Genomic DNA, 23850 nt, shown 5'->3' on the forward strand with positions numbered 1-23850 from the left:
CCCGAATTTGCGAGACGCTTCGGGCGTGACGTTTCTTAAATGAATTTTTTGTTTAGGTACGGAATTTGCTGTACCCGAACGATCTAAGGGATGTATCCCGGAAACCCACCAAAAGTCAAGCAGCCAAAAGAGCCCTTGATAACCATGGGGTTTGCTGGTATCTGATAATGTTGATATGCCAAAGTGCCCATGATTGCCAAGGGTATCGGGCGTTTTTCCATGGGGCCCGGTGCAGGCGTCGTGGCCTTGTGTGAACGCATCCTGGGCGGTTTTTCAGTTCAGGTTTTCTATCATTGCCCCTCAATTTTATTTTTGGTGCGGGTGTCTGGAGATGTAGTTTGAGACAAAAAAAAGAAAGCAAAAAAGGGCGGCTGGTAGTCCTGCTTTTTCTGGTAATGCTTATTGTGGCCGGTTGGTTCGGTTTCAGTCGACTGGAAGGAACCCCCCCTGAGGTGGGGCTGGATCTCTCCTTTGAGACCTTGGGGAGCCAGGCTCGGTTGACCGGAACCGTGAACGATGAAACAAGCGGTCTGCGGGAGGTGTGGGTCGCCCTGTCCCGCGGCGGCGTGGATAAGGTGATTTACAGCAAGACCTGGCCGAGTGACGGGTTCCCCGGAAAAGGGAGCACCTTTTCCGATACCATCGACGTGGACGCAGACCCGGGCAAACTAGGACTCACCGACGGCAAGGCGCTGTTGCGCATCCGTGCCACCGACCACTCCCTTCGCAACCTGCTCAAGGGGAACACAACCTACATTGAAAAAGAGATCACCATCGATACCCAGCCCCCTGTGGTGGATATCCTGACGCGGAGCCATAACGTGGCCCAGGGCGGCACCGGGGTGGTGGCCTATCGGGTTTCTGAGAAAGTCACTGAAAGCGGGGTAAGGGTCGGCGACAACTTTTTCCCCGGGTATGCCGGTTATTTTGAAGGCCATGACAACGTTTATGTGGCGTTTTTTGCCCTGACCCACCTCCAGAAGAAGGGGACCGAAATTCTGGTGGAGGCCGAGGACGAGGCCGGGAACCGCACCAAGGCAGGCTTTTACCACTATATTATCGGCAAGCAGTTCAAAAGCGACCGCATCAACATCGGCGACGGGTTCCTCAACGCCAAGATTCCAGCCATGAGCGTGGAGCAATTTGGGGCAAAGCCGTCCAACAACCTGGAAAAGTACCTGGTGATCAACGACAAGATGCGGGCGGACAACAACCGGACCATCCTGTCCAACGGAACCAAGACCGAGGCCAAGATGCGGTGGAAGGGCACCTTCAAGCAGCTGCCGGGTTCCGCCACCCCGGCCACCTTTGCCGACCACCGAAGCTACTATTACAAAGGTCAGCGGGTGGATCAGAAGTACCACCTCGGGATGGATTTTGCCTCCATCAAGCACGCCAAGATCCCTGCGGCCAACGCGGGCAAGGTGGTTTTTGTTCAGGAGGTGGGGATTTACGGGCGAACCGTTATCATCGACCACGGCTTTGGTCTCCTCTCCAGCTACTCCCACATGAGTTCGGTGCGGGTGAAAGAGGGCGACGTCCTGAAAAAAGGCGATGTGGTGGGGCGAACGGGCGTCACGGGGCTTGTGGGTGGCGACCATCTTCACTTCGGGATGATTGTGGGCCATGTGTTTGTCAATCCCATCGAATGGCTGGACGGCCACTGGATTAAAAACAACATCACCTCAAAGCTTGACCGGGTGAAGCGGGAGCTCGGAAGCGCCGGGGTGAGCGGGTGATAAAGCCGTGGGGCGGGTGCGGTGGCTCGGGCCGCTGGGCGTGCCCCTCTGCAGATCACACAACCAATTCAATTTTTGGAGCTGAAATCAGGTGGGCAAAACATTCAAGGTAGAAAAAACTTACGAAGAGATTAATGCCAGGATCAAGAGCGGTGACGTTGTGGTTGTCACGGCTGAAGAGATGATCGGCATTGTGGACGAAAAAGGCCCTGAGGAGGCTGCCCGGCAGGTGGATGTGGTTACCACCGGGACCTTTGCCCCCATGTGCTCGTCCGGGGCCTTCCTGAACATCGGCCAGTCCACGCCGTCCGTGCGCACCACCTCCACCTGGTTTAACAACGTCCCGGCCTACTCCGGCGTGGCGGCGGTGGACTGCTACCTGGGTGCCACGGCTGTGTGTGACGATGACCCCCTGAACAAGGTCTATCCCGGGGAGTTCCGATACGGCGGCGGCCATGTCATCGAAGACCTGGTGGCCGGAAAGACAGTTTACATCCGTGCGGACAGCTACGGCACGGCCTGCTACCCCAATCTCCATGTTGAAAAGGAGATGACCCTTGAAGAGCTTCCGTCCGCCGTGCTCTGCAACCCCAGAAACGCCTACCAGAACTACAACTGCGCGGTGAACCCTTCGGACAAGACCATCTACACCTACATGGGGACCCTGAAGCCCAAGATGGGCAACGCCAATTACTGCTCTGCCGGTGAACTTTCTCCTCTGTTGAACGATCCCCTGTATAAGACCATTGGCTTCGGCACCCGAATATTTCTGGGGGGAGCCCAGGGCTACGTGGCCGGTCCCGGGACCCAGCACAGGCCGGGGAACCCCAGGGGTGAAAACGATGTGCCCCTTTCGCCCGCCGGGACCATCTGGGCCATGGGCGATTTGAAGAAGATGTCCCCGGAATGGCTTCGCGGGGTGAGCATGAGAGGGTACGGCTGTTCGCTGTCCGTGGGGCTGGGGATTCCCATTCCCATCCTCAATGAGGAGATGGCAAGGTACACCGCCGTCCGGGACGAAGAGATCTTTACCCAGGTGGTGGATTACAGCGATGATTATCCCAACGGGGTGTCCCGCAGTCTGGGTCAGGTAAGCTACAAGGAGCTTAAAAGCGGAAGCATTACCGTGAACGGCGAGACGATTTCTACGGTGCCCCTCTCCAGCATGGTCAAGGCCCGTGCCGTGGCCGAGACCCTGAAGGGGTGGATCCAGCGCGGGGAGTTTCTGCTTGGGGTGCCCCAGGAGCTTCTGCCTGTAGAGTAGGGCGTTTGGAACTATTCAGCTCAAGATGCCTCCGGCGCCTCTGCCGGAGGCAAGCTGAATGGTTACGGGCGTTTTTGGCAGGGGCTGGTTGCGGCCCTTTGCCGGGGAGCTCCCGGCGTTCAAGAACATGGTTTGCATCCGGCGTTTTGTGAAGGCTCGTTGCCCTGTTCAGGCCGGGTGACATAGCCTATTTTTATATTGCCGATGCCCGGGGACCGGTATATGATCACGGGCAATGCGACGGCATCGTTACGGATGGCCCGTCAACGCGACAGGCGTCCGGCTGGCGGCGTGGTGAGCCTTTAGGTAGCCTCGCTGTACGAGCCTTTCAATGTATCCGCATGGACCACGACTCGTGGTCATCAGTCTCTATTCCGACGTTTACTGTATTTTACGATGAAACGGCCTGTGCCGGTCATTCCGGCTGCCCTGACATGCGCTCACTCCATGGGTTTGAGGTGCGTCCAAGGGGCAGCCAGGCTCTGCAGGGCTGAAATCAAAAGGCGAATCCACATTGGCATCGAAAAAGAATCCCCCTGCTGACTCCTCTCCGGCCAAAGGCCCCCTTCGCGAAAATATCGAGGCAATTGTCATTGCCCTTATCCTGGCCCTTTTCATTCGAACCTTCGTGGTCCAGGCGTTCAAGATCCCCTCGGGCTCCATGCTCAACACCCTTCAGATCGGCGACCATATCCTGGTGAACAAGTTTATCTATGGGGTGAAGCTTCCCTTTATCCAAAAAACCATCATCCCCGTCAAAGAGCCGAAACAGGACGACATCGTGGTGTTTATCTACCCGGAAGATCCCAAGAAGGACTTCATCAAGCGGGTGGTGGGTGTTGAAGGGGATGTGGTGGAGATGCGGGCCAAGAAGCTCTACGTCAACGGAAAGCGGGTGGAGAGGGACTATACCATCCATACCGACCGCCGGGTGCTTCCCGGCCAGCTCACCACGCGGGATAACTTCGGGCCCGTTACGGTTCCCAAAGATTCTCTGTTTGTCATGGGAGACAACCGGGATAATAGCCATGACAGCCGGTTTTGGGGATTTGTTCCCTTAAAGGCCGTTAAGGGTAAGGCCTTTATGATCTACTTTTCCTGGAACGGACGGGATCATTCGGTGAGATGGGGTCGGATGGGGGATATACTCAGGTAAGTTGGGTCATAGGGCATAGGATATAGGTTATCGAGCACTGTCCGGCTTGTCTGTTGTAAAGGAATCTGCTTTCACATAAAAGCACATTCGCCTTTGATTCAGATGAAATTGAATCCATTGTAAAAATCTGTTTATCCAACTTTCTTGTCGCGCCGTAGCCCCTGGGCGAAGGCGGATCAAAAGTTTGGCCTCCGGCAGGGCTGCCGGCGGCTGTTTTAAAGGTCACACTACATAAAAATTCCAGATCTGAGGTGCCATGAAGCTAAAGAACAAGGATATTCTGGATATTGAGTCCCTTTCGGCCGAGGAGATCGGGTTGATCCTCGATACGGCGGAGAGGATGCGGGAGGTTTCCCGGCGCCCTGTGAAAAAGGTTCCTACCCTGCGCGGGAAGACCATCATTCTATTTTTCCACGAGCCCAGCACACGCACCAAGACCTCCTTTGACATTGCCGCCAAGCGCATGAGCGCTGACAGTATCTCCATGGCGGCCAGCTCAAGCAGCCTTGTCAAGGGGGAAACCCTGGCCGACACGGCCCTCACCCTTGAGGCGATGAATCCGGATATCATTGTGATGCGCCACTCATCGGCCGGAGCCCCCCACATGATGGCACAGCGCGTCAATGCGTCGGTGATCAACGGGGGAGACGGTATGCACGCCCATCCCACCCAGGCCCTTCTGGACATGCTCACCATCCGTGAGAAGCTCGGCTCCATTGCCGGGAAACGGGTGGCCATTATCGGGGACATCGCCCACAGCCGTGTGGCCCGCTCCAACATCAACGGGCTCACCAAGATGGGTGCCTCGGTGGTGGTGGCAGGGCCGTTTACCATGCTTCCCTACGGGGTGGCGGAGCTGGGGTGTGAGGTGGCCACATCCGTGGACGAAGCCGTGGAAGGCGCCGATGTGGTGATGATGCTCCGGATCCAGAAGGAGCGGCAGGAAAATTTTCTGTTCTCATCGGTGAGGGAGTACTCCAAAAACTACGGGCTGACCCGGGAGCGGCTCATGCGGGCCAACGAAGGGGCCATCGTGATGCATCCCGGACCCATGAACCGCGGGGTGGAGCTTACCAGCGACATCGCCGACGGACCGTGGTCCGTGATCCTGGATCAGGTCTCCAACGGTGTGGCAGCGCGTATGGCACTTTTTTATCTTCTGGCAGGAGGTCGTGATGCAGACAGTGATTAAAAACGGCAGGGTGGTGGATCCCGGCAACGCGGTGGGTGATTACGATGTCTGGATCAAGGATGGGTGTATCGAAGCGCTGGTTGCCCGGGGTGAAAAAGAGATCCCCGAAGGTGCCGAGGTGATCGACGCCCAGGGGCTCCTGGTGGTGCCGGGACTCATCGACGTGCACGTTCACCTGAGGGAACCCGGGGAAGAGTACAAAGAGACCATTGAAACCGGTGCCAGGGCCGCTGCTGCAGGCGGGTTTACCGCGGTGTGTGCCATGCCCAACACGAAGCCGGTGAACGACACGCCGGAGATCACCTCCTTTATCGTGAAGCAGGCCAAGGAAGCCGGCTACGCCAAAGTGTATCCTGTGGCGGCCATCACCTCCGGGCTCTCCGGGGGCTCTTTGTGTGAGTTCGGCGAGCTGAAAAACGCCGGGGCCGTTGCCGTGAGCGATGACGGTCGTCCCGTGGAGGACGGTCAGATCATGCGCCGGGCCATGGAGTATGCCAAGGGTTTTGATATGCTGGTGGTCTCACACTGCGAAGAACTCTCCCTGGTGGCGGGGGGCTGCATGAACGAGGGTCTCACCGCCACCCGCATGGGGCTTGCCGGGATACCCAATATCTCGGAGTCCATGATGGTCATCCGGGATATCGGCCTGGCAGAACTCACCGGCGCCCGGCTCCACGTGGCCCATGTGAGCACCCATGAATCCATTGAGGCCATCCGGGATGCCAAAAAACGTGGGGTGTCCGTAACGGCTGAAACCGCACCCCATTATTTCACCCTGACGGACGAGGCGGTGAAGGGGTACAACACCAACGCCAAGATGAACCCTCCCTTGCGAACGGAAGAGGATCGCCAGGCTGTCCGCGAAGCCCTTGCCGACGGCACCCTGGATGTCATTGCCACAGACCACGCTCCCCATTCCATTCTGGAGAAGGACCTGGAGTTCAACCGGGCCATGAACGGCATCATCGGCCTGGAGACCTCCTTGCCCCTGAGTTTGCAGCTCGTCAGGGACGGCGTCTTGACTCTTGAGGAGATGGTGGTCCGCATGTCCAAACGCCCGGCAGAGATCCTGGGGCTTGACAATTCTCTGGTGGCGGGCCACCCGGCCGACCTTGCCCTCATCGATGATCAAACCGAATGGACCGTTGTGGCATCCCAATTGCAAACCAAGAGTGCAAACACGCCTTTTGAGGGGTGGACCATGAAGGGACGGGCCGTACGGACCCTTGTGGATGGGAAGACTGTGTATGCAATCTGATCTGGTAAGTGCTTCACAGCAAACGAAATAAAAAATACACTCCGGCTGGTAACGGGGCGGCTTTCATCTCATGGGACAAGCCGCCCCTCAGGTGCGTGTGCCTAAATAGTCTGCCGAATTATGTCATGGGGTGACAAAAAATGTCACTACCAACCCATCCTGCTTGTACACACGCACAATAACCCTTCCTTGACACACGTGATGCAGCACAGCATGACCGATCTATAAAATGAAATGTTCCCGAGCAAATCAGGCCGGGTGACTCAGATTGAAACGTGACGGAATCGATACATGTCTAAAAAACCCCAAATTCTTGTTGTGGATGATGATCTCGGAATGCGTGAGTTCCTCGAACTGATGCTGACCAGGGAAGGGTACGGGGTGACCCTTTCGGATTGCGGTAAAGACGCGGTTAAACGAATCAGGAAAACAACCTTTGACCTGGTGCTCACGGATATCCGCCTCGGAGACCTGACCGGCCTTGATGTCCTGAGGGCCGCCAAGGAGGTCAAGCAGGAAACCGCCGTGGTCATGATCTCTGCCTTTGCCACCACCGAGACCGCGGTGGAGGCCATGAACGAGGGCGCCTACGACTATGTTCCCAAGCCCTTCGATAACGAGGAGCTGAAAGACACCCTCAAGCGCGCCCTGGAGCTCCAGAGCATCGCCGCTGAAAAAGAAAAGCTTTCCGAGGAGACCCAGGAGGTCCTCCATTTCGGTACCATGATCGGCAGCAGCGGTCCCATGCGGCGCATCTACACCCTGGTGGAGCAGGTGGCCGGCACACGGACCAATGTCCTTATTACCGGCGAAAGCGGCACAGGCAAAGAGCTCATCGCCCGGTCCATACATACCCTGAGCAACCGTGCGGCACATCCCTTTGTGGCGGTAAACTGCGGCGGGATCCCTGAGACCCTCATGGAGAGTGAACTCTTCGGCCACCTCAAGGGCTCCTTTACTGGTGCCACCCACGACAAGAAAGGCCTCTTTGAAGAGGCCGAGGGCGGCACGGTTTTTCTGGACGAGATCGGAGAGCTCTCCATGCCCCTTCAGGTTAAGCTCCTCCGGGTGGTTCAGGAACGCAAGATCAAGCCCGTGGGCGGCACCCGCGAGGTGAGTGTGGATACCCGCATCATCTGCGCCACCAACAAAAACCTCGAAGAGGAGGTGATGGAGCAGCGGTTTCGCAAGGACCTGTTCTACCGCCTCAATGTCATTGAAATCCGCGTCCCGTCTCTGCGCGAGCGCAAGGCCGACCTCAAGCCCCTGGCCCAGTTTTTCCTCGAAAAGTACGCACGGGAAATGGGCAAAGATATTACCAAGATTTCATCCTATGCCATTGATTTGTTGAAAAATTACGATTTTCCGGGTAACGTAAGGGAACTTGAGAACCTCATTGAGCGCAGCGTCGCCCTCTCGGCCACCAACATCATCCTCCCCGAGAGCCTCTCCATGTCTTCCAAGCGAAGGCGCTGGATTGAAGGCGTCCCCAGGCGCCGCTTCGACCTCGACGACGTGGCCACCGGTGTGGATCTTCCCGAGATTCTCGAATCCATCGAAAAAGCGTACATGGAAAAAGCCCTGGAATTCACCAAAGGCAACAAAAGCAAGGCGGCTGAGCTTCTGGGGGTGTCGTTTCGGTCGTTCAGGTACCGGTGTGACAAGCTCAATATTTTGTGATGTGACGTTTTTTGTCAGGTTGGTGCCCTATATGGGTCGTGGTGATAGCGAGGAGAGGCGTAATAAGTAAGATCTCTGCTGATATCCCGTGTAATATATGTTTATTATAAATATATGTAGTGGTATGGAATGAATTGTGCACAGTCATCTTTCACGTGATGCCATGGGGTTCTCCGAATGAACTGTGGCATTGGCTGTTGACGATGGCGGTTTATCCAAACCCCTCATGTTGAACGAATGAGAAGCGTGCCTTGTCTTAGGTGCAATTTACCCAAAAAACCAGGAGGAATGACTCATGATGAAGAACAACAAAGGCTTTACCCTCATCGAATTGATGATTGTCGTGGCAATCATCGGGATTCTGGCCGCGGTGGCCATTCCCAATTTCCGCAACTACCAGCTCAAGTCCAAGGAGTCCGAGGCCAAGGTGAACCTGGCTGCCATTGCTGTTGCTCAAGAAGCTTATTTTGCCGAGTATGATGGGTATGTTACGCTGGCAGCAAATCCGGCAGGTACAGCGAGTGGCGCCAAGCGAACTTGGAGTCCCACGGCAGCTGGATATGCTGCAATCGGCTTTGCGCCTAAAGATTCAAACGTATACTTTACCTATCAAACCACTGCTGCTACCGCAATTGCATTTACAGCCACAGCAACGGGCAATCTTGACGGCAGCGGAAGTGGAGATAATGTTTGGTCAGTATCCAACACCAGCAGTGTCTCCAAAACGTCTGCAAAGGATACGTTTTAAGCAGTCAGTAAATCATTTTTTGTTGGTTTTGGCTGTTCACCTGCCAGGAAAAGGCTGCTGCCATGGCTGTCTTAGGTAGGTGGATATCTTTGAAACCACCAGCATGATAGTGAAAACACCAAAAGACAGGCTGATTGAATTCAGCCTGTCTTTTGGTGTAATTGGGGTTTTATTGATAAAATAGTACTGAGAGACTGCAATGAATCGCGCTAAATTTTTTCTGGTGGTCGTTGTGTGCCTCAGCATGATTGTTGCATTGGATTTTTTTTGGATGCATGACGGCAATAGTCCGGATCACGATGACAACTACCGCTTGATAGATATTTCTCCTCCATATTTATCAATACTCTCGTTAGGCCATGAGAGCCTTGCGGCGGACTGCTTGTGGTTGGATTTAGTCTTCCGGCTGGGGACCGAATCAAAGACCGGTACTGATGCGCATTTTCTTAAAACCTATATTGATAGCATCACACGCTTGTCACCGGCATTCGGGGGCGTATATGAATTTACAGGGGCCCTTGTGCCGCGCCTGACGGGTGATGTCGACTATTCGAATCGTATTCTTGAAATGGGACGGGTTCATGTCTCCAAGAGAAGCGAGCGGTACTGGTATATTCCCTTTTATCTGGGGATCAATGCCTATTTTTGGTCAAACGATTCTTCTCGTGCAGGTCGTTTTATTGAAGAAGCTTCAACCTTTGAGGCAGCACCCGCTTATTTCCCTCGTCTTGCGGCAACGCTGTATGCAAAAGGTGGTGACACCCATGCCGGTCTGGAAGCTGTCGAACGCTTTTTGAAGGTGTATGATGATCCCTATATTCTTTCTCTTTTAAGGAAAAAAAAACGTGCCCTCAAGGGGCAAGTGGAGAAAGAAACAAGCCAGTATCTTTTGAGGTTGATGTTTAACAAAAACGAATCGACACTGCTTGAGGCAATGGGGCTATTTTGAGTATGCAGATGCATATGACGAAAAAAGAAAGTGATAGAATGGATGAGGCGTCCCCCACCCTTGTGTCGTTGAAGGACGTAACGAAAACCTTCAAGGGGCATTTCTGGTCAAAGAGAAAAACGATTTTATCCGGTGTGACATTGGAACTCGGCGAAGGGACGGTTGCGGGGATCATCGGCCACAACGGTGCCGGGAAGACCTCCCTTTTTAAGATTTTAACGGGCTTGGCTTTTCCGGACAAAGGCCGTGTCTCATTTGGCGAAAAGATGGGGGACAACCCGAGGCAGCGTCTCGGCTTTTTGCCGGAAAATCCTTATTTTTATAAATATTTGACAGCGATTGAAGCATTGTCCTTCTATGTTGCCCTGTTTGATGGGGTAAACGTATCCCCTTTAGAGCTTGAACATGCTTTGATCCAAGTCGGGTTGCCCAAAGACGTTCATGCCCAACGGCTCAACACCTTTTCCAAGGGAATGCTTCAGCGCTTCGGATTCGCCCAGGCCCTTGTGAATGATCCGCTGCTCATTATTCTTGATGAACCCATGTCGGGGCTGGATCCTGTGGGCAGGAAAGAGATCAGATCGCTTATTGAGGGGCTCAAGCGGAACGGAAAGACCATCGTTTTTTCATCACACATTTTAGACGATGTGGAAAAACTCTGTGATACGGTTTATTTGCTTGACGGCGGACGTTTGGTCAACAAGATACAGATGAACGACATCCTTGGAAAATCAAGCTGGTGCATTGATTATTCTTTGACTCACCATGCCGATGATACCGCTGAACACCGTGAGGTCGTCCTTACAAAAAAAGAGTTACATCTCAGGGTCACGTCCGTCATTCAATCAGGAGGGACACTAACGAATATTGAACGGGTTATCCCTCCGTTGGAAGAGTGGATTGATAGAAGGGCAACCAAAGGGCCGAACATATGAATATCCATCATGTACTGTGCGTTGGAAAGAATACCTATAAGGAAGTGATTAGGGATAAAGTGTATTATGTCTTTTTCTTTTTTTCACTGTTTGTGATGCTTTTTTCCAGTCTGTTGGGGCGTCTTTCAATCGGAGAAACACGGGTTTTCATAATGGATTTCTCCTTTTTTGCAATGGAGATCACCGGTGTTCTCATCTCCATTTTTGTCGGTATAACACTTGTCTATCGTGAGATTGAACAGAAGACCGTTTTTAATATTCTCTCGAAGCCGGTGAGACGATCCGAGTTTATTGTGGGAAAATTCACCGGACTTTTTTTTGCTCTTTTGCTTGTCGAAACACTGATGTTTGTATGTATCGTATTTTTTTTATTTTATAAAAACATCGATGTGTCCCCTGGATCCCTTGTGGTTTTTGGTTCTATTCTTCTCAAAATCATCATGATTCTGAGTTGCGCTGTGTTGTTCTCCGTTGTGAGTTCACCTCTTGTGAGCGGTATGTTTACACTGTTTTTCTATGTTATCGGGAGCGTTTCTTATCAGATTAAACACATCTATCACGTCGCAGATAGCTCCGTATTGCAGCGTGTTGTCTATTCGTTGATACCGAATTTTAAAAATCTCGATTTTTCTTATCAGTATGTTCACATGTTGGATATAGATCCAAAGGCTGTTTTGGTGTCTTGGACATATGGAATCGTGTATGCACTAACGTTGCTCGTGATTTCTACCAAATGCTTTGAAAGGAAGGATCTACTTTGATTTTTTGGGTCCGGTCCAGGCATCGGCAAACCCATGACGCCACTTGTTGCACGTGACTGTATTTTTCCCAATTGGAACCATGTGTGGACCTGGCTTCTCATGGGGGAACGATGAAAAGGAGTTCTGTATGGGACGCGTCAGCGTCATTTTGCCGGTTTTTAACGAGGAGGACTCTCTGCCTGCGTTGTTGTCGGAGCTGACTTCGAATTATCCCGATTATGAGATTGTTGTTGTCAATGATGGGTCCAACGACGCGACTGAAGACATCTGCCAGCCATTCGGCGTGACGTTGGTTCGTCACCCCTACAATATGGGGAACGGGGCTGCGGTAAAGTCAGGGATGCGTCGGGCCTCAGGGGATATTTTTGTTACGATGGATGCCGATGGACAACATGATCCTGGGGACTTAAGATCCCTTGTGGCCCTCATGGATCACTATGACATGGCTGTCGGTTCGCGTTCCTTCCTTGGGCAGGCCACGCCTCAAAGGGCCGTTGGAAATATGATTTACAACGCCCTTGCATCTTATGTCGCAAAGTTCAAGGTTCAGGATTTGACATCCGGCTTCAGAGCGGTCCGCCGTGGCGTGGCCCTTGAGCACTTGCCCCTTTTCCCCAATACGTATTCCTATCCGACCACCCTTACATTGGCTGTTCTTCGGAGCGGTTACAGTGTCACGTATGTTCCGATAAAGGCGAAGGCACGCGTTGGCGGAAAAAGCGGGATTCACCTGGTAAAAGACGGAACGCGGTTTTTGATGATTATCATTAAGGTGTGTACGCTCTACTCTCCCCTTCGTGTCTTTTTACCCGTGAGTGCTGTGATGTTTCTTCTCGGGTGTTTCAATTATGCATATACCTACCTGACCGATGGGCGGTTTACAAATATGAGTGCTGTTTTTTTTATGTCGGGGGTCATCATTTTTATGATGGGCATCATTTCTGAGCAGATCTGTCAGTTGCGATATGATCGGCACGACACAACGAGCGGCGATAAATTCTAATTCAGCGATGCTTTGCGTCTCGTGGCTCGTTTAAATTGACAGATGACGCAACCTGATGTGCTGATTCTTGTCGTTGATGACATCCGGAACCTTATTCCTCGAGCGTGGTCATATGCGATGATACATTTTTTCATAGGAACGAAGGCCCAATTTATCAAGGTGGCACCGGTTATCGGGGCGGTCAGTCAAAAAGGCATGGCATACCGCTTGATAGATTCCGGGCAGCACTCCAAGACAACGGCCGACTTGATGGCTCTGTTCCATTTGCCACAGCCCGACGCGGTCATGAATTCAAGGTCCGAGAACATCGACAGGGTTCGTGATGCAATGGCTTGGTTTGCAAAGGACACCCTGAAACTGGTCTGCCAACCCGGGAGACTGTTCAATCACCTCTTCAACGGCAAGGGGGGCGTCTGTGTCGTTCACGGCGATACCCTGACCACTCTTTTATCCATTTTGTGCGCGAAACGCTGTGGCCTCAAGGTCGTCCATATTGAGTCCGGCCTCCGGAGCTATGATTGGCTCAACCCGTTTCCCGAGGAGATGATTCGCCTTCTGTCCATGAAATTGTCGGATTACCTGATCGCACCCTCTGGTAAAGCATATGGGAATTTGTGCGATCTGGGGTACCGCTCGAAGTCTGTCTTGATCGAAGGGAATACAGGAAAAGATGCTGCACTGGAGATGCTGAGGCAGGTATCGAGAGCCCCTCAACCGGTATCGAAGCTGCAACATAGATACACTCTTGTTACCATACATCGCGCAGAGAATATCTACCATCAGCGACGCTTGAAGGCTTTATATCAAGCCGTTCTGGCAGCTGCCGACAAGGGGCCTCTTATTTTTGTGCTGCATGATCCCACCGTCATTCAATTGAAGAAGTATGGCATGCTGGAGGCGATATCGAATCATGAGAATATCACGTGCTTGCCTTTGCAGCCTTATGATAAATTTATTGAATTGATGGTCAACGCGGATTGCGTCATGACAGATGGCGGAAGCATACAGGAGGAGTGCTCCTATTTCAATATTCCCTGCATCATTCTCCGGTCATCAACCGAGCGTGACGATGGCCTTGGAAAGAATGCGGTCTTGGCCAAGTATGACATCCAGCGGGTTCAAGATCAGTTGAATAAAAAATGTGGGAAAAAACCCGAACCGCTTTCCATGGGGCCGGTCCACGGCACGTCCCGGCGAATTGCCGATTTTATCATATCCTGTGAAAGCCGGATCTGATTCAGCGGGCCTTGGGCGATGGATGTTTGGAATGTACACCGACAAAACGGTGTGAAGGCCCGGGCTTTGTGAACGCGCATTGGGGACTGTCCCGGTTAGACCTTCCAATCCGCCTGCCGTGGGGCCTTCCGGCTACCTACAGGATGCTTTCAAAAAGATCTCGATACCCCGTGAGCATGCGACGGAGTGTAAAATGTGATTCAATTTTGCTGCGATTGTACTCTCCCATTTCTTTCCGTAATTGTGGCGAATCTACCAGAATGCCAAGCTTTTCCGCAAAATCATCCGTGTCCCCCGGGGGGCACAGAAATCCGCCTTTCCCGTGATCGACCAGCTCAGGAAGTGCCGAGCAGTTGGTCGCAACAACGGGAAGTCCGCACGCCATGGCTTCTGCGACGGCTAAGCCAAAGCCCTCGCGTACCGTCGGCATCAAAAGGATATCCATGGCGTTGTACAGGTGTGGCATATCGTCGTGCCTGAATCTGCCAACGGAGGTGATGCCTTCGAGGTTCCTTGGGATATCCATCAGGCCGGACGTTGCATGGAAGGCCAGGTTGCCGGTGCATTTGTTCCGTATTTCGGGCAGCCAGTGGGCCCCTTTTTGGCGTTTGAGGTTGCCGGAGAAAAGGATATTTATTTTATTTGTTGTGTTGTTTTTTGAAATGGGCCTGAATGTTGTCTCATCAATGCCGTTGTAAATGACATGAACAGGCTTGGAAAGCTTGTGGTTTTTTATGATAAGTGAGGCCGTGTGCTTGCTTACTGCCGTAATGGTCCGGGCCTGTTTTATCGCAAGATGTGTGAACAACTTGAGCGTGGTAGAGTAGTGTACGTTTTGCAATACGGAGTTGTAGTGTCCGGTAGCACTGTCCAGGGAGTACCCGTGAAATGTGATGACAAGGGGCTTGTCTTTGGACACGAAAAAGGGAGCATAGTCAGGTGTTGTGTGAATGAGGTTTGTTTTTTGAGGTATGTGAATCGTTTTCAGTAAAAAAGGAAAAAGGGTCAAATACGGAGAATACCCCTTGACCTTGTATCCGGGAAGGTGGCGTTCAATGTGTTTATGGAGAATGTATGCCCCGTTTCCATCTGCCATTGGCGAGATAATGTTCACTCTTTTCCTGCCTGGTTTCCTGATTGTTTAATGCGCGGTACGATTTGTGTTTTATAGAGATAGTACGGGTATTGAAAAAAGAGGTGAACCCATTTCCAGAACAATGATGTTTCCAGCGTATTTTGGATTCTGAAATCCTGTTTGAGGCGTTCGTGGCACTGGTTACGGTCCGAGCTGATGCCTTGTGACCCCATATTCGAAACGATGGTATTGCTGTAGACGACGGGCTCTTTGGCCAGTAACACGGCGTAGAACAGTTTATAGTCCATGGAAATTGAAAATGAGGTATCAAAGGTTCCGTATTTCCTGAAGATATCTCGGTGTACGAAGGCCCCCTGGTGGGGGATCGTGTTGCGAAGTTTATACCAGAAGGGAATGCGTATGGGGCGGGCAATATGGCTCCCGTTCCTTGCAACGAAATTGATGGCGTAAGCATAGACTTTGCTGGTTTCGCGGGTCATGTCGTTAAACACGCCTTGAAGGGTACTGGCATCGGCGAGTTCGTCATCTGCGTGGATAAAGACAATATACTCCCCCGTGGAGATGTGAACCCCCTTGTTCATTGCATCGGCAACACCATGGTCATCTTCTGATACATAACGCAATGGGTATGACCCGGAGTGATGGGTTAGGATGGATAGCGTTTGATCCTTCGAACCTCCGTCGACGACAATGTGTTCATAGTTTTTGAAGGTCTGCTTTTTGATTGAACGGATCGTTTTATCAATTGTCCTGTCGGCGTTGTACGAGGCCGTGATAATTGAAAAAAATGGTTTATGGGTCATGGTTTGGGGGTGTCTCATGATGGCTTAGGTATCGTTTTCATAAAGACAGGTTATACACTAGTGTTTGCATGTCTATTTTGAAATTGTTCTGAACAATGGTGTTGTTTCGATAAATATTAAAGATGGATACGTTCCTTTCACGGCTGTTTGGTTGGCCGTGAACGCTTACGAGATTCCCAATCTTGCAATGGGTTAATCAAACGTTAATCGTAGCAGCCGTTCCAACAGGCGGGTGTTGGATTGCATGAAGTCGTCGTAAAAATTTTTACCTGCTTGGGGAGATGCTTTTTGGCGGTTGGCAAAATACACTTCAATTTCCTCTGCGGCACGCTTCACATCGAAGGTTAATTGAAGCAGGACATCTTCTGGAATTTCTCTGGAATACGCTGTTTCGTTTCTTATAACAGCCGTTTTTTGCGCCAGGCGGATGGATTTGATCAGCGCCCCCTCTATGGGGGCAGACCAAAGAGAGGGAACCAGCACAAGGGGACAACCGGTGACGGCTTCCCGTAATCCGGATTCCCAGCGAAAGTCTTTGAAAGTGCAATTGGGGAGAGCGTTGGTGACCCATTCCGGTTTTTCAAAAGGAAAAAGAAAACGTCTTTCCGTCAAAACCTCAGCCAATTCCAACGCCCAGGAAAACCCCTTTGCATCAAGAGGTGGGGCGTGAAAAACGATGTCGTATTTGTGGGGCGTTACCGCTGGGGCGGGGGCCTCTTCGAGACACCAGTCAGCGGCCCAGATGCCACCGATTTTAACTGTGGCTTTTTCACCGAAATGTTTTTTTGCAAGCTCTGCCTGTTGCTTGTTTTGAGCAATAAATCGAACTTTTACCCTTGTGCTAAGCTCTTTGAGAGAGCTGATAAATTCCATCGCCCCCTCTGTGCTCCCGAAATCTGTTGAGCAGCGATTATTCAGGGCATGGGTGAGATCACCTCCGATACACTTTGTGCAGGCGCTCTCCATATGGGCCATGTAGTTATAGGAACGGATACAAAAAAAAGATGAATCCATCAGGTACAACCACACGGGCTTTTTAGAATTTTTGATAAACTCGATGGACCATTCATATCCCAGCGTCTGCGGGTGAATAAGTAAAGACGTATCCTTCCTGGGTAGTTTTGCCGTGACGGTTCGGAACCGTGCTTCGCTCCAGAAAGCTGTCATGATCGTCTTCAGGGCAAGCACAAGCTGTTTTTGTGAAAACAATTTTCTGACGGGCCTGCCCTGTCCACGATAAAGCAGTCTTGTCGAATGTCCTCCGGTCTTGTTTTTTTGATTAATTTCCGAGGCAAGTTGTGTCATGACTCTGCCTACACCGGTGGGGCCGGGCATTAAGCCACCAATAATTGTGAGTCTATGTCTCATATCAAATCGAATTCCCACGTGAAGTTTTTTCGTGCAGCATAATTCGTAGTCCATCTTCCAGCGATACTTTCGGGTGCCATCCGGGGAGAGGTGTTCCGCCATCCCAAGGGTGCATGATCTCCCTCGCTCGATACGGTCTTCCGCCCCATATTACCGGAATTTTTGTTCCGGAAATCGATTCATAAACGGAGACGGCTTCTTTAAGTGTCAGCGCCCTGCCTGATGAAATCCGATAACGCTCATTGCAGGGAAAGCGGCGGTGCATCAACTGTTCTGATGCGATGACATAGGCCTCGACGCAATCCCCGACAAAAACAAAATCAATCTTCTGCCCTCCCGGAGACAAAGGCAGGGGCTTTTGCTCCTTGGATGCGACGGCAAGCTGGTCAAAGAGTTTTCCCCTTGTATCTCCGGGCCCATAGGTGTCGTATAGTACAAGGGTAACAGCCTTGAGGTAAGATGTTTCCACGGCATGCCGGAGGATCATTTCAAAGGCCTGTTTTGTTGCCGCATAAAGGCAGACGGGATTATACTCCTCGTTGCCATAATGCTGCCAGTAGGTTCCGGTGTTAACCAGGCAATACACTTGGTTTTTAACCATTGCTTCGATCAACTGGGTACCCAGCAAAATGTTTGAATGTATCAAGGGAATGATATCATCGGGTGTGTGTCTTGCAATGGAGCAGGCGGCAAGGTGGAAAACCACATGGGGTTTTACTATACCCAGGATTCGGATAAGGCAATCTGTGGTTCCGTCATAAAGATGGGTGGATACATTTTCCTCCGGCTTGATGGATTCCGGAAGCAAGGACGTTTCCCGGATCAGGAGATGCACTTCCCATCCTCTGGAAAGAAGTCCTTTTGCGAGGTGGGAACCGACAAAACCGGTTCCCCCGGTCACAAACGCCTTTTTTTTGCACCTGCTTTCAGCGGTGAAATCGTTCAAATCAGTACCGTCCGCAAAAATCGTCCACACAGTTTATCATGAATTCGATCTGCGTATCATCCAGGCCAGGATAAACTCCGACCCAGAATGTCCGCTCCGTAATCAGATCAGAATTGTGTAAGGTGCCGGAAACCCTGAACCCTTCTTTTTTGCAGCGCAATTCATCGAAGCAGGGATGACGGAGCAGGTTCCCCGCAAACAGCATTCGAGTCTGAACGCCGCACTCTTCCAGGTGCTGGACAATGGCATCTCTGTTAAAGGGCGCCTCCTCACGTATTGTCAGGAGGAATCCGAACCAGCTTGGATCAGTATTTGGTGCTTTTTCAGGTAGATGGAAGAATTTTTTCTGTTTGTCCAGGCCATTGAACAGTTTGTCCCAATTCTTTTTTCTGGCCTTGATAAATCCAGGCAGCTTTTTCAACTGCGCGCAACCGATAGCAGCCTGCATTTCCGTAACCTTAAGGTTGTAACCGAAGTGGGAATAGACATATTTATGATCATATCCCCTGGGCAGCAGGCCGAACTGCCGGTCGAACCGATGTTTGCATGTATTGTCCTGGCCTGAGTCGCACCAGCAATCCCGGCCCCAGTCCCGGAACGACTTTATCAGTTTGAACAGCTTTGTATCATTGGTATAAACTGCTCCTCCCTCGCCCATGGTCATATGATGGGGGGGATAGAAACTCGACGTCGCGAGATGGCCGAATGTTCCCGTGTATCTCCAGGCGCCTTCGGATAGAATCTTTGAACCCAGCGCATCGCAATTGTCCTCAATCAGCCAAAGTTCGTTTTTCTCACAGAATTGTCTGACACGTTCTGCATCGAAGGGGTTCCCCAGGGTATGGGCAATCATAACGGCTTTTGTTTTTTCCGACAGCGCCCCTCCCAGCAGAGCGCAATCAATATTGTACTGGGGCAATTCGATGTCCACAAAGACAGGAACAGCCCCGAATTGCAGTATCGGTGAAACCGTGGTGGGAAATCCAGCAGCCAGGGTGATCACTTCATCCCCCGGGCGAATACACTTTTTACCCAGGGTCGGTGAGGTCAGGGCCATGAAGGCCAAGAGGTTGGCTGATGACCCCGAATTTACCAGCGCACAATGCCGCACACCGATAAATTCAGTAAATTCCTTTTCGAACCGTTTTACGAAACGGCCGGAGGTGAGCCAGAAATCGAGACAGGATTCGGTGAGGGACCGGATCTCCTCTTCATCGAAAACTCTTCCGCCGTAGGGGATTCGGTCTCCCGGCGTAAATTTCCTTTTCGTGTCAAGAACCCTTCGAAAATATTTGGTAACCGCATCCAGGGCTCCCTGGCGCAACACATGCTCCTCATTCATGACCTTAGTGTCCCTCTTCCTGATATTGTGCTATCTGTCTTTGGCTGAAGGCCAGCATGTCCTCGCCCCGTTCGCGGGCCTTTGCCCATGCGACAACCTTTTCAAGGGCGATATCAATATGCCAGTACGGATTGAATCCCAGCCTTTCTCTGGCTTTTGAACAATCCAGTTTCAGGAGGCCGGCCTCATGGGGATGGTTGCCATCCATCAGGGCATATCCCTCGGGAGCCCCCCAGGTTACGCAAAGTTTTTTTACCACACTTAAGACCGTTCTTGTGTCCTCCTCTGCAGGGCCGAAGTTCCAGGCCCCTGAAAATTGTGGACCCGACAGGTAAAGTTTTTCTGCCAGCATCAGATAACCCCGCAGGGGTTCCAGCACATGTTGCCACGGGCGGACCGCCTGGGGGAATCGCAATAAAATGGTCTCTTTTTTTAACATGGCCCTTATGCAGTCGGGAACGAGACGGTCTGTCGCCCAATCTCCACCGCCGATTACATTGCCTGCCCTTGCGGTTGCCAGAGCCACTCCGTGGGTATTGTATCGGTCGGGATGAAAAAAGGAGGATCGAAATGCTCTTGTCACCAGTTCGGAACAGGCCTTGCTGTTGGAGTAGGGGTCATGCCCCCCGAGTGTCTTATTTTCATGATAGCCTTTAAGCGTTTCTATGTTTTCATAGCACTTATCGGAGGTGACATTGATGACCGCTTTTACACCTGGGGTTTTTCTGACGGCTTCGAGCAGGTTAACCGTGCCCATCACATTGGTATCATAGGTTTCGACGGGGGCGTCATAAGACTCTCTTACCAGGGATTGCGCGGCCATGTGAATGATGATTTCCGGCCTTGTCTGTGCCACGACATCTGACAGCCGGTGCAGATCACGAACATCCGCCGTGACAGACTCAACCAGACTGTGAATACCGCAGCTTTCGAAGAGGTTGGGCTGGCTGGGGGGAGCCAGTGCATACCCCGTAACCCTGGCACCCAGAGTATGCAGCCAGATACATAGCCAGGACCCCTTGAAGCCGGTGTGGCCCGTTATCAACACTTTTTTTCCCTGCCAGAATGTTTCTTGGAGCATAGGTATCACCACACCTTCCAGGGCGCGTTGCCGGCATCCCAGAGATCCATCAGTCTCTTTTTATCCCGCAGGGTATCCATGGGCTGCCAGAAATCGTTATGGAAATAGGCTTCCAGTTGTCCGGCCCGGGCTAGTTGCTCCAGCGGCTCTTTTTCCCATGATGTACTGTCTCCCTGAATGTAATCAATCACCGCGGGCTCCAAAATGAAAAAGCCACCGTTAATCCGGGATTCACTGCTTTGGGGTTTTTCTGAAAAATTGGTGATCCGGTTTCCAGCAACTTCCAATGCACCGAATCGGGCAGGGGGCATGACAGCGGTCATGGTGGCCTTACGCCCATGGTTCCGGTGAAATGCGAGGGCCTCCGTGATGTCGATGTTACCCACCCCGTCCCCGTATGTTAGACAGAATGTTTCGTCTCCAAGGTATTTGGCCACCCTTTTCAGGCGGCCCCCGGTCATGGTTCCATTTCCGGTATCCACAAGGGTCACACGCCATGGCTCTACGTTTTTCTGTATGACTTCCATTTCGTTGTTCGCCATGTTGAATGTGACATCGGACATGTGGAGAAAATAATTGGCAAAATATTCCTTGATGACATATCCCTTGTATCCTAAGCAAATGATAAAATCATTGATCCCGTGGGCCGAGTAGATTTTCATGATGTGCCAGAGAATCGGCCGTCCGCCGATTCTCACCATGGGTTTGGGTTTGACTTCTGTCTCTTCGCTTAGCCTGGTACCGTAACCACCTGCAAGTATGACGGCTTTCATTCCGTGCATCCCTTTATTTTGTCTAAAGTGTAGTCTGTCTCTGATGGCCTGTGTGTGACATCATCAATGTCATCCACTTAATCTTTTAAAAAGAACTGCTTAAATCGTTTGAGCATACGGATGAATTTTCCGGGCCCCCGGGCGGGCCGATAAGCCGCGCGAAAATCATCCATCAGTGTTTCATTTGTTTGAATTACCATTGAAAAATTGAAGCGTTGTTTCCCCTCAGGCAGTGGTGCATAGTATTTGTCATTGCCGGAGGCCCCGCAGTGAACGCCGCTTCCGTCGAAACCGATATTTTCCACCAGGGAACGGGTGGGATAAACACAGAAGGCATGTTCCCGAAAATGGGTGTAGCACCACCGGATGGCCCATGAATCAATGCGCCCTTCCATCTGCAGTTGCAACATATGGGTCAAATCCTCCCCCCCTGAGTGAAATTGCCTAATCTGTTCCCTGTCCGCAATAAAGGTTTTGAAATCATTCACCTGCCAGTCCGCTTTTGCCCATCTGTCGGCCCAAGTTCCCCAGCCCCATGAATGCGCACGGGGGTTGAAGTAGACGTCATATGGATAATCGGCAGCTATTTTCATGGTCTGTGGGGGCAGATTGTACCCGGAAATCGAAAATACTTCCGGGGTGTCACGGTAAAAAGAGAGGGCTTCATTCATATATGAAAGAAACGAAGGCGCGGTCACAAGGTCGTCTTCCAGAACGATCACCCGGCCGGATTCTCCTGCGACTTCGGTGACTCCCTGGATGATCGAAGAGGCCAACCCCATGTTTTTTTTCCTATGGTGAATGACAATACTTTCAAAGCCGTCAACGGTTGAAATATAATTCCGTACTTCCTGGACACTTTTGTCCATGGAATGATCCCTGGGCCCATCGGAAAAAATAATCAGGGGTGTGGCCCCGGCCAGTTCGTTATTGCGAAGTGCCTCCACCGTTCGGCGCGTGTGTTCAGGCCTGTTGTATGTAAACAGGGCAACCGGTGCTGCTTTCATGATCGGTTAATATCCTCACTACTTTGAGAAAGGTGTCCTCCAATGACGGTAGGCTGCCGCCATGGCACACCGCAACAATTCACTCTGGCGTTCAAGGTTTGACCGCATCAACTATAAGGGAGGTATACGCAAGAGTCCTGTTCCGATTTCTTTCGTCATATCTGGAGGATCTTTTTACAAAACCGGATTCACGCTTCCAGTCAACAAAATGAAATTTGGCTTTCTCATCAAACCATTCAAGAAGCTGCACCTGAAAACCAACCTTTTCGAGGATCCCCGTCAAGGTTTTATAATTGTAAAGTGCTTTGTGATCGGATGATCCTACTCCCCATCCGCCTGGCCTGACCTGGTTTATATACTCTTCGTCGGGGTGAAAACCGTCAGGAACCGCAATCCTTATGTGCCCGCCTTTTGACAAGTGGGCCTTGCAGTTATTTAATGCCATCGTCAACTGTTTTATGTTTAAATGTTCGAACACATGCTCAGCCAGAAAAACCTCCACAGAATCCTTTGGAAAATAGTTGTTGATTTGTTTTGGATTAGTGATATCCAACTCCGGATAATCCGTTGCGATCCAACCGGGATACCGCGTTGTGTTGGCTCCGATAATGACCCGGTAGCCGCAAGATGCTTTTTTTGAAATTTTTTTTATCCGCATGGATAATAACATCGCCCTCAATTTGGTAAGAGGATATTTCAAATTGATTAAAACCGTCTTGCAGGCAACCCTCATCAAATTTAGAGGAAGCCATTTCAATGGAGAGGTCAGCAGGACAAACGATGCTGTATATAGAGGATGCATTATCGTCTTTATCGAAAATACAGATTTCAAGAAACAAGCATAGTTGCCGGAATAATCAAGGCCCTGTCGCCCGGTGTCGTGGAGCATGGGGACCAAAGATACTGAGGGGGATGTGATGAGGGCGTATCCTTTTCTATGTGCCCTCATGGTGAATTCATAATCCGACCAATAATGGGGGAGAATGATCGGGTGAAAATCTCCAATTTCCTGAAAATCTTTCCACCGCAGGAAAAGTCCCCTGGTGGACAGGCAGTTTATTTTTTCCGGTGCGGAAGCGATATCGAAGGTGAATTTTTTTGTGTTCACATGGATACCGGTTTCAAAAGAGGGGGCTCCGGGGGTTGATTGGGATTGTGCTAAAAGGATGCTTCGTTTACTGCCGTGCAGAACGGATATTCCCTTTTCAAGAAAGTCCGGTTCAATGTGGACATCGTCATTGATGATCAGGACGGTGTCATCCCCTGGGATATTCTTTTTTTTAAGCCATTCAAACCCCTTTTGCAGGCATCCGGCCCACCACCAACTTCCAGATCCGGTGATTACAGTCAACTTTTTGATTCGTTCGCTAACCATTTCTTTCGTGCCATCGGTGGAACCATCATCCACCAATATTAAGTGAAAATCATTCCAGCTTTGGTCAAGCAAAGATTCAACAAATCCCATGGTGATCTTCCTGCGATTGTGAACCGGAAGGATTATATAAACCATTAT

General features: G+C 51.3%; 21 protein-coding genes. 12 read left to right on the top strand and 9 right to left on the bottom strand.

From position 1 onward, the window contains the following. The first annotated feature begins 338 nt into the window (after positions 1–338). From MSL71_RS24950 to MSL71_RS25005, 12 genes are all read left to right on the top strand, one after another. Positions 339–1739: a M23 family metallopeptidase gene (locus MSL71_RS24950; RefSeq protein WP_180146768.1), complete on the top strand. Its 1401-nt coding sequence runs from the start codon at positions 339–341 to the stop codon at positions 1737–1739. Between the two features lie 91 nt (positions 1740–1830). After that, positions 1831–3003: a homocysteine biosynthesis protein gene (locus MSL71_RS24955; protein WP_180146772.1), complete on the top strand. Its 1173-nt coding sequence runs from the start codon at positions 1831–1833 to the stop codon at positions 3001–3003. A gap of 514 nt (positions 3004–3517) precedes the next feature. After that, a complete protein-coding gene (gene lepB, locus MSL71_RS24960; RefSeq protein ID WP_180146775.1) occupies positions 3518–4159 on the top strand; it encodes a signal peptidase I in 642 nt (213 codons plus the stop codon). Between the two features lie 256 nt (positions 4160–4415). After that, a complete protein-coding gene (locus tag MSL71_RS24965; RefSeq protein ID WP_180146778.1) occupies positions 4416–5351 on the top strand; it encodes an aspartate carbamoyltransferase catalytic subunit in 936 nt (311 codons plus the stop codon). Then, positions 5335–6609 carry a dihydroorotase gene (locus MSL71_RS24970; protein ID WP_180146781.1) on the top strand — a complete coding sequence of 425 codons (1275 nt, stop codon included), beginning with the start codon at positions 5335–5337 and terminating at the stop codon, positions 6607–6609. The genes MSL71_RS24965 and MSL71_RS24970 overlap by 17 nt, the downstream gene beginning before the upstream one ends. Positions 6610–6900: 291 nt before the next feature. Beyond that, positions 6901–8289 (top strand): sigma-54-dependent transcriptional regulator, encoded by a 1389-nt coding sequence (locus MSL71_RS24975; RefSeq protein WP_180146784.1) that lies wholly within the window; start codon positions 6901–6903, stop codon positions 8287–8289. Positions 8290–8584: 295 nt separating this feature from the next. Then, on the top strand, positions 8585–9037 hold the full coding sequence (locus MSL71_RS26775) for a type IV pilin protein (RefSeq protein WP_281374553.1): 453 nt from the start codon (positions 8585–8587) through the stop codon (positions 9035–9037). 199 nt (positions 9038–9236) lie between these two features. Beyond that, on the top strand, positions 9237–9986 hold the full coding sequence (locus MSL71_RS24985; RefSeq protein WP_180146788.1) for a hypothetical protein: 750 nt from the start codon (positions 9237–9239) through the stop codon (positions 9984–9986). A 14-nt stretch (positions 9987–10000) separates the two neighbouring features. Next, entirely contained in the window at positions 10001–10921 is a 921-nt protein-coding gene (locus MSL71_RS24990; RefSeq protein ID WP_180146790.1) for an ABC transporter ATP-binding protein, read from the top strand. After that, a complete protein-coding gene (locus tag MSL71_RS24995) occupies positions 10918–11682 on the top strand; it encodes an ABC transporter permease (RefSeq protein WP_180146793.1) in 765 nt (254 codons plus the stop codon). Before MSL71_RS24990 ends, MSL71_RS24995 begins: the two co-directional genes overlap by 4 nt. Positions 11683–11809: 127 nt before the next feature. Further along, the gene (locus MSL71_RS25000; protein WP_180146796.1) at positions 11810–12685 is read left to right on the top strand and encodes a glycosyltransferase family 2 protein; all 876 of its coding nucleotides are present in this window, start codon (positions 11810–11812) and stop codon (positions 12683–12685) included. Between the two features lie 57 nt (positions 12686–12742). After that, entirely contained in the window at positions 12743–13921 is a 1179-nt protein-coding gene (locus MSL71_RS25005) for a UDP-N-acetylglucosamine 2-epimerase (RefSeq protein ID WP_180146799.1), read from the top strand. A 136-nt stretch (positions 13922–14057) separates the two neighbouring features. Here the strand turns inward: MSL71_RS25005 and MSL71_RS25010 are convergent, their stop codons facing one another. The 9 genes from MSL71_RS25010 to MSL71_RS25050 form a co-directional block, all read right to left on the bottom strand. Beyond that, positions 14058–15035, bottom strand: a complete 978-nt coding sequence (locus MSL71_RS25010; protein ID WP_246317932.1) for a glycosyltransferase family 4 protein — start codon at positions 15033–15035, stop codon at positions 14058–14060. After that, the gene (locus MSL71_RS25015; protein ID WP_180146802.1) at positions 15032–15820 is read right to left on the bottom strand and encodes a glycosyltransferase family 2 protein; all 789 of its coding nucleotides are present in this window, start codon (positions 15818–15820) and stop codon (positions 15032–15034) included. Before MSL71_RS25015 ends, MSL71_RS25010 begins: the two co-directional genes overlap by 4 nt. Before the next feature lie 192 nt (positions 15821–16012). Further along, positions 16013–17125 carry a hypothetical protein gene (locus tag MSL71_RS25020; protein ID WP_180146805.1) on the bottom strand — a complete coding sequence of 371 codons (1113 nt, stop codon included), beginning with the start codon at positions 17123–17125 and terminating at the stop codon, positions 16013–16015. Positions 17126–17189: 64 nt separating this feature from the next. Continuing rightward, entirely contained in the window at positions 17190–18134 is a 945-nt protein-coding gene (locus MSL71_RS25025) for an NAD-dependent epimerase/dehydratase family protein (RefSeq protein WP_180146808.1), read from the bottom strand. A 1-nt stretch (position 18135) separates the two neighbouring features. Continuing rightward, positions 18136–19476, bottom strand: coding sequence for a lipopolysaccharide biosynthesis protein RfbH (gene rfbH, locus MSL71_RS25030; protein ID WP_180146811.1), 1341 nt, complete (start codon positions 19474–19476; stop codon positions 18136–18138). A 4-nt stretch (positions 19477–19480) separates the two neighbouring features. Continuing rightward, a complete protein-coding gene (gene rfbG, locus MSL71_RS25035; protein WP_180146813.1) occupies positions 19481–20557 on the bottom strand; it encodes a CDP-glucose 4,6-dehydratase in 1077 nt (358 codons plus the stop codon). A 5-nt stretch (positions 20558–20562) separates the two neighbouring features. After that, positions 20563–21330 (bottom strand): glucose-1-phosphate cytidylyltransferase, encoded by a 768-nt coding sequence (gene rfbF, locus MSL71_RS25040; RefSeq protein WP_180146816.1) that lies wholly within the window; start codon positions 21328–21330, stop codon positions 20563–20565. 77 nt (positions 21331–21407) lie between these two features. Continuing rightward, on the bottom strand, positions 21408–22337 hold the full coding sequence (locus tag MSL71_RS25045) for a glycosyltransferase (protein WP_180146819.1): 930 nt from the start codon (positions 22335–22337) through the stop codon (positions 21408–21410). A gap of 91 nt (positions 22338–22428) precedes the next feature. Continuing rightward, positions 22429–23847 carry a glycosyltransferase gene (locus MSL71_RS25050; protein ID WP_180146822.1) on the bottom strand — a complete coding sequence of 473 codons (1419 nt, stop codon included), beginning with the start codon at positions 23845–23847 and terminating at the stop codon, positions 22429–22431. Between the last annotated feature and the right edge of the window lie 3 nt (positions 23848–23850).

The organism is Desulfoluna butyratoxydans (assembly GCF_900699765.1).
Taxonomy (GTDB): Bacteria; Desulfobacterota; Desulfobacteria; order Desulfobacterales; family Desulfolunaceae; genus Desulfoluna; species Desulfoluna butyratoxydans.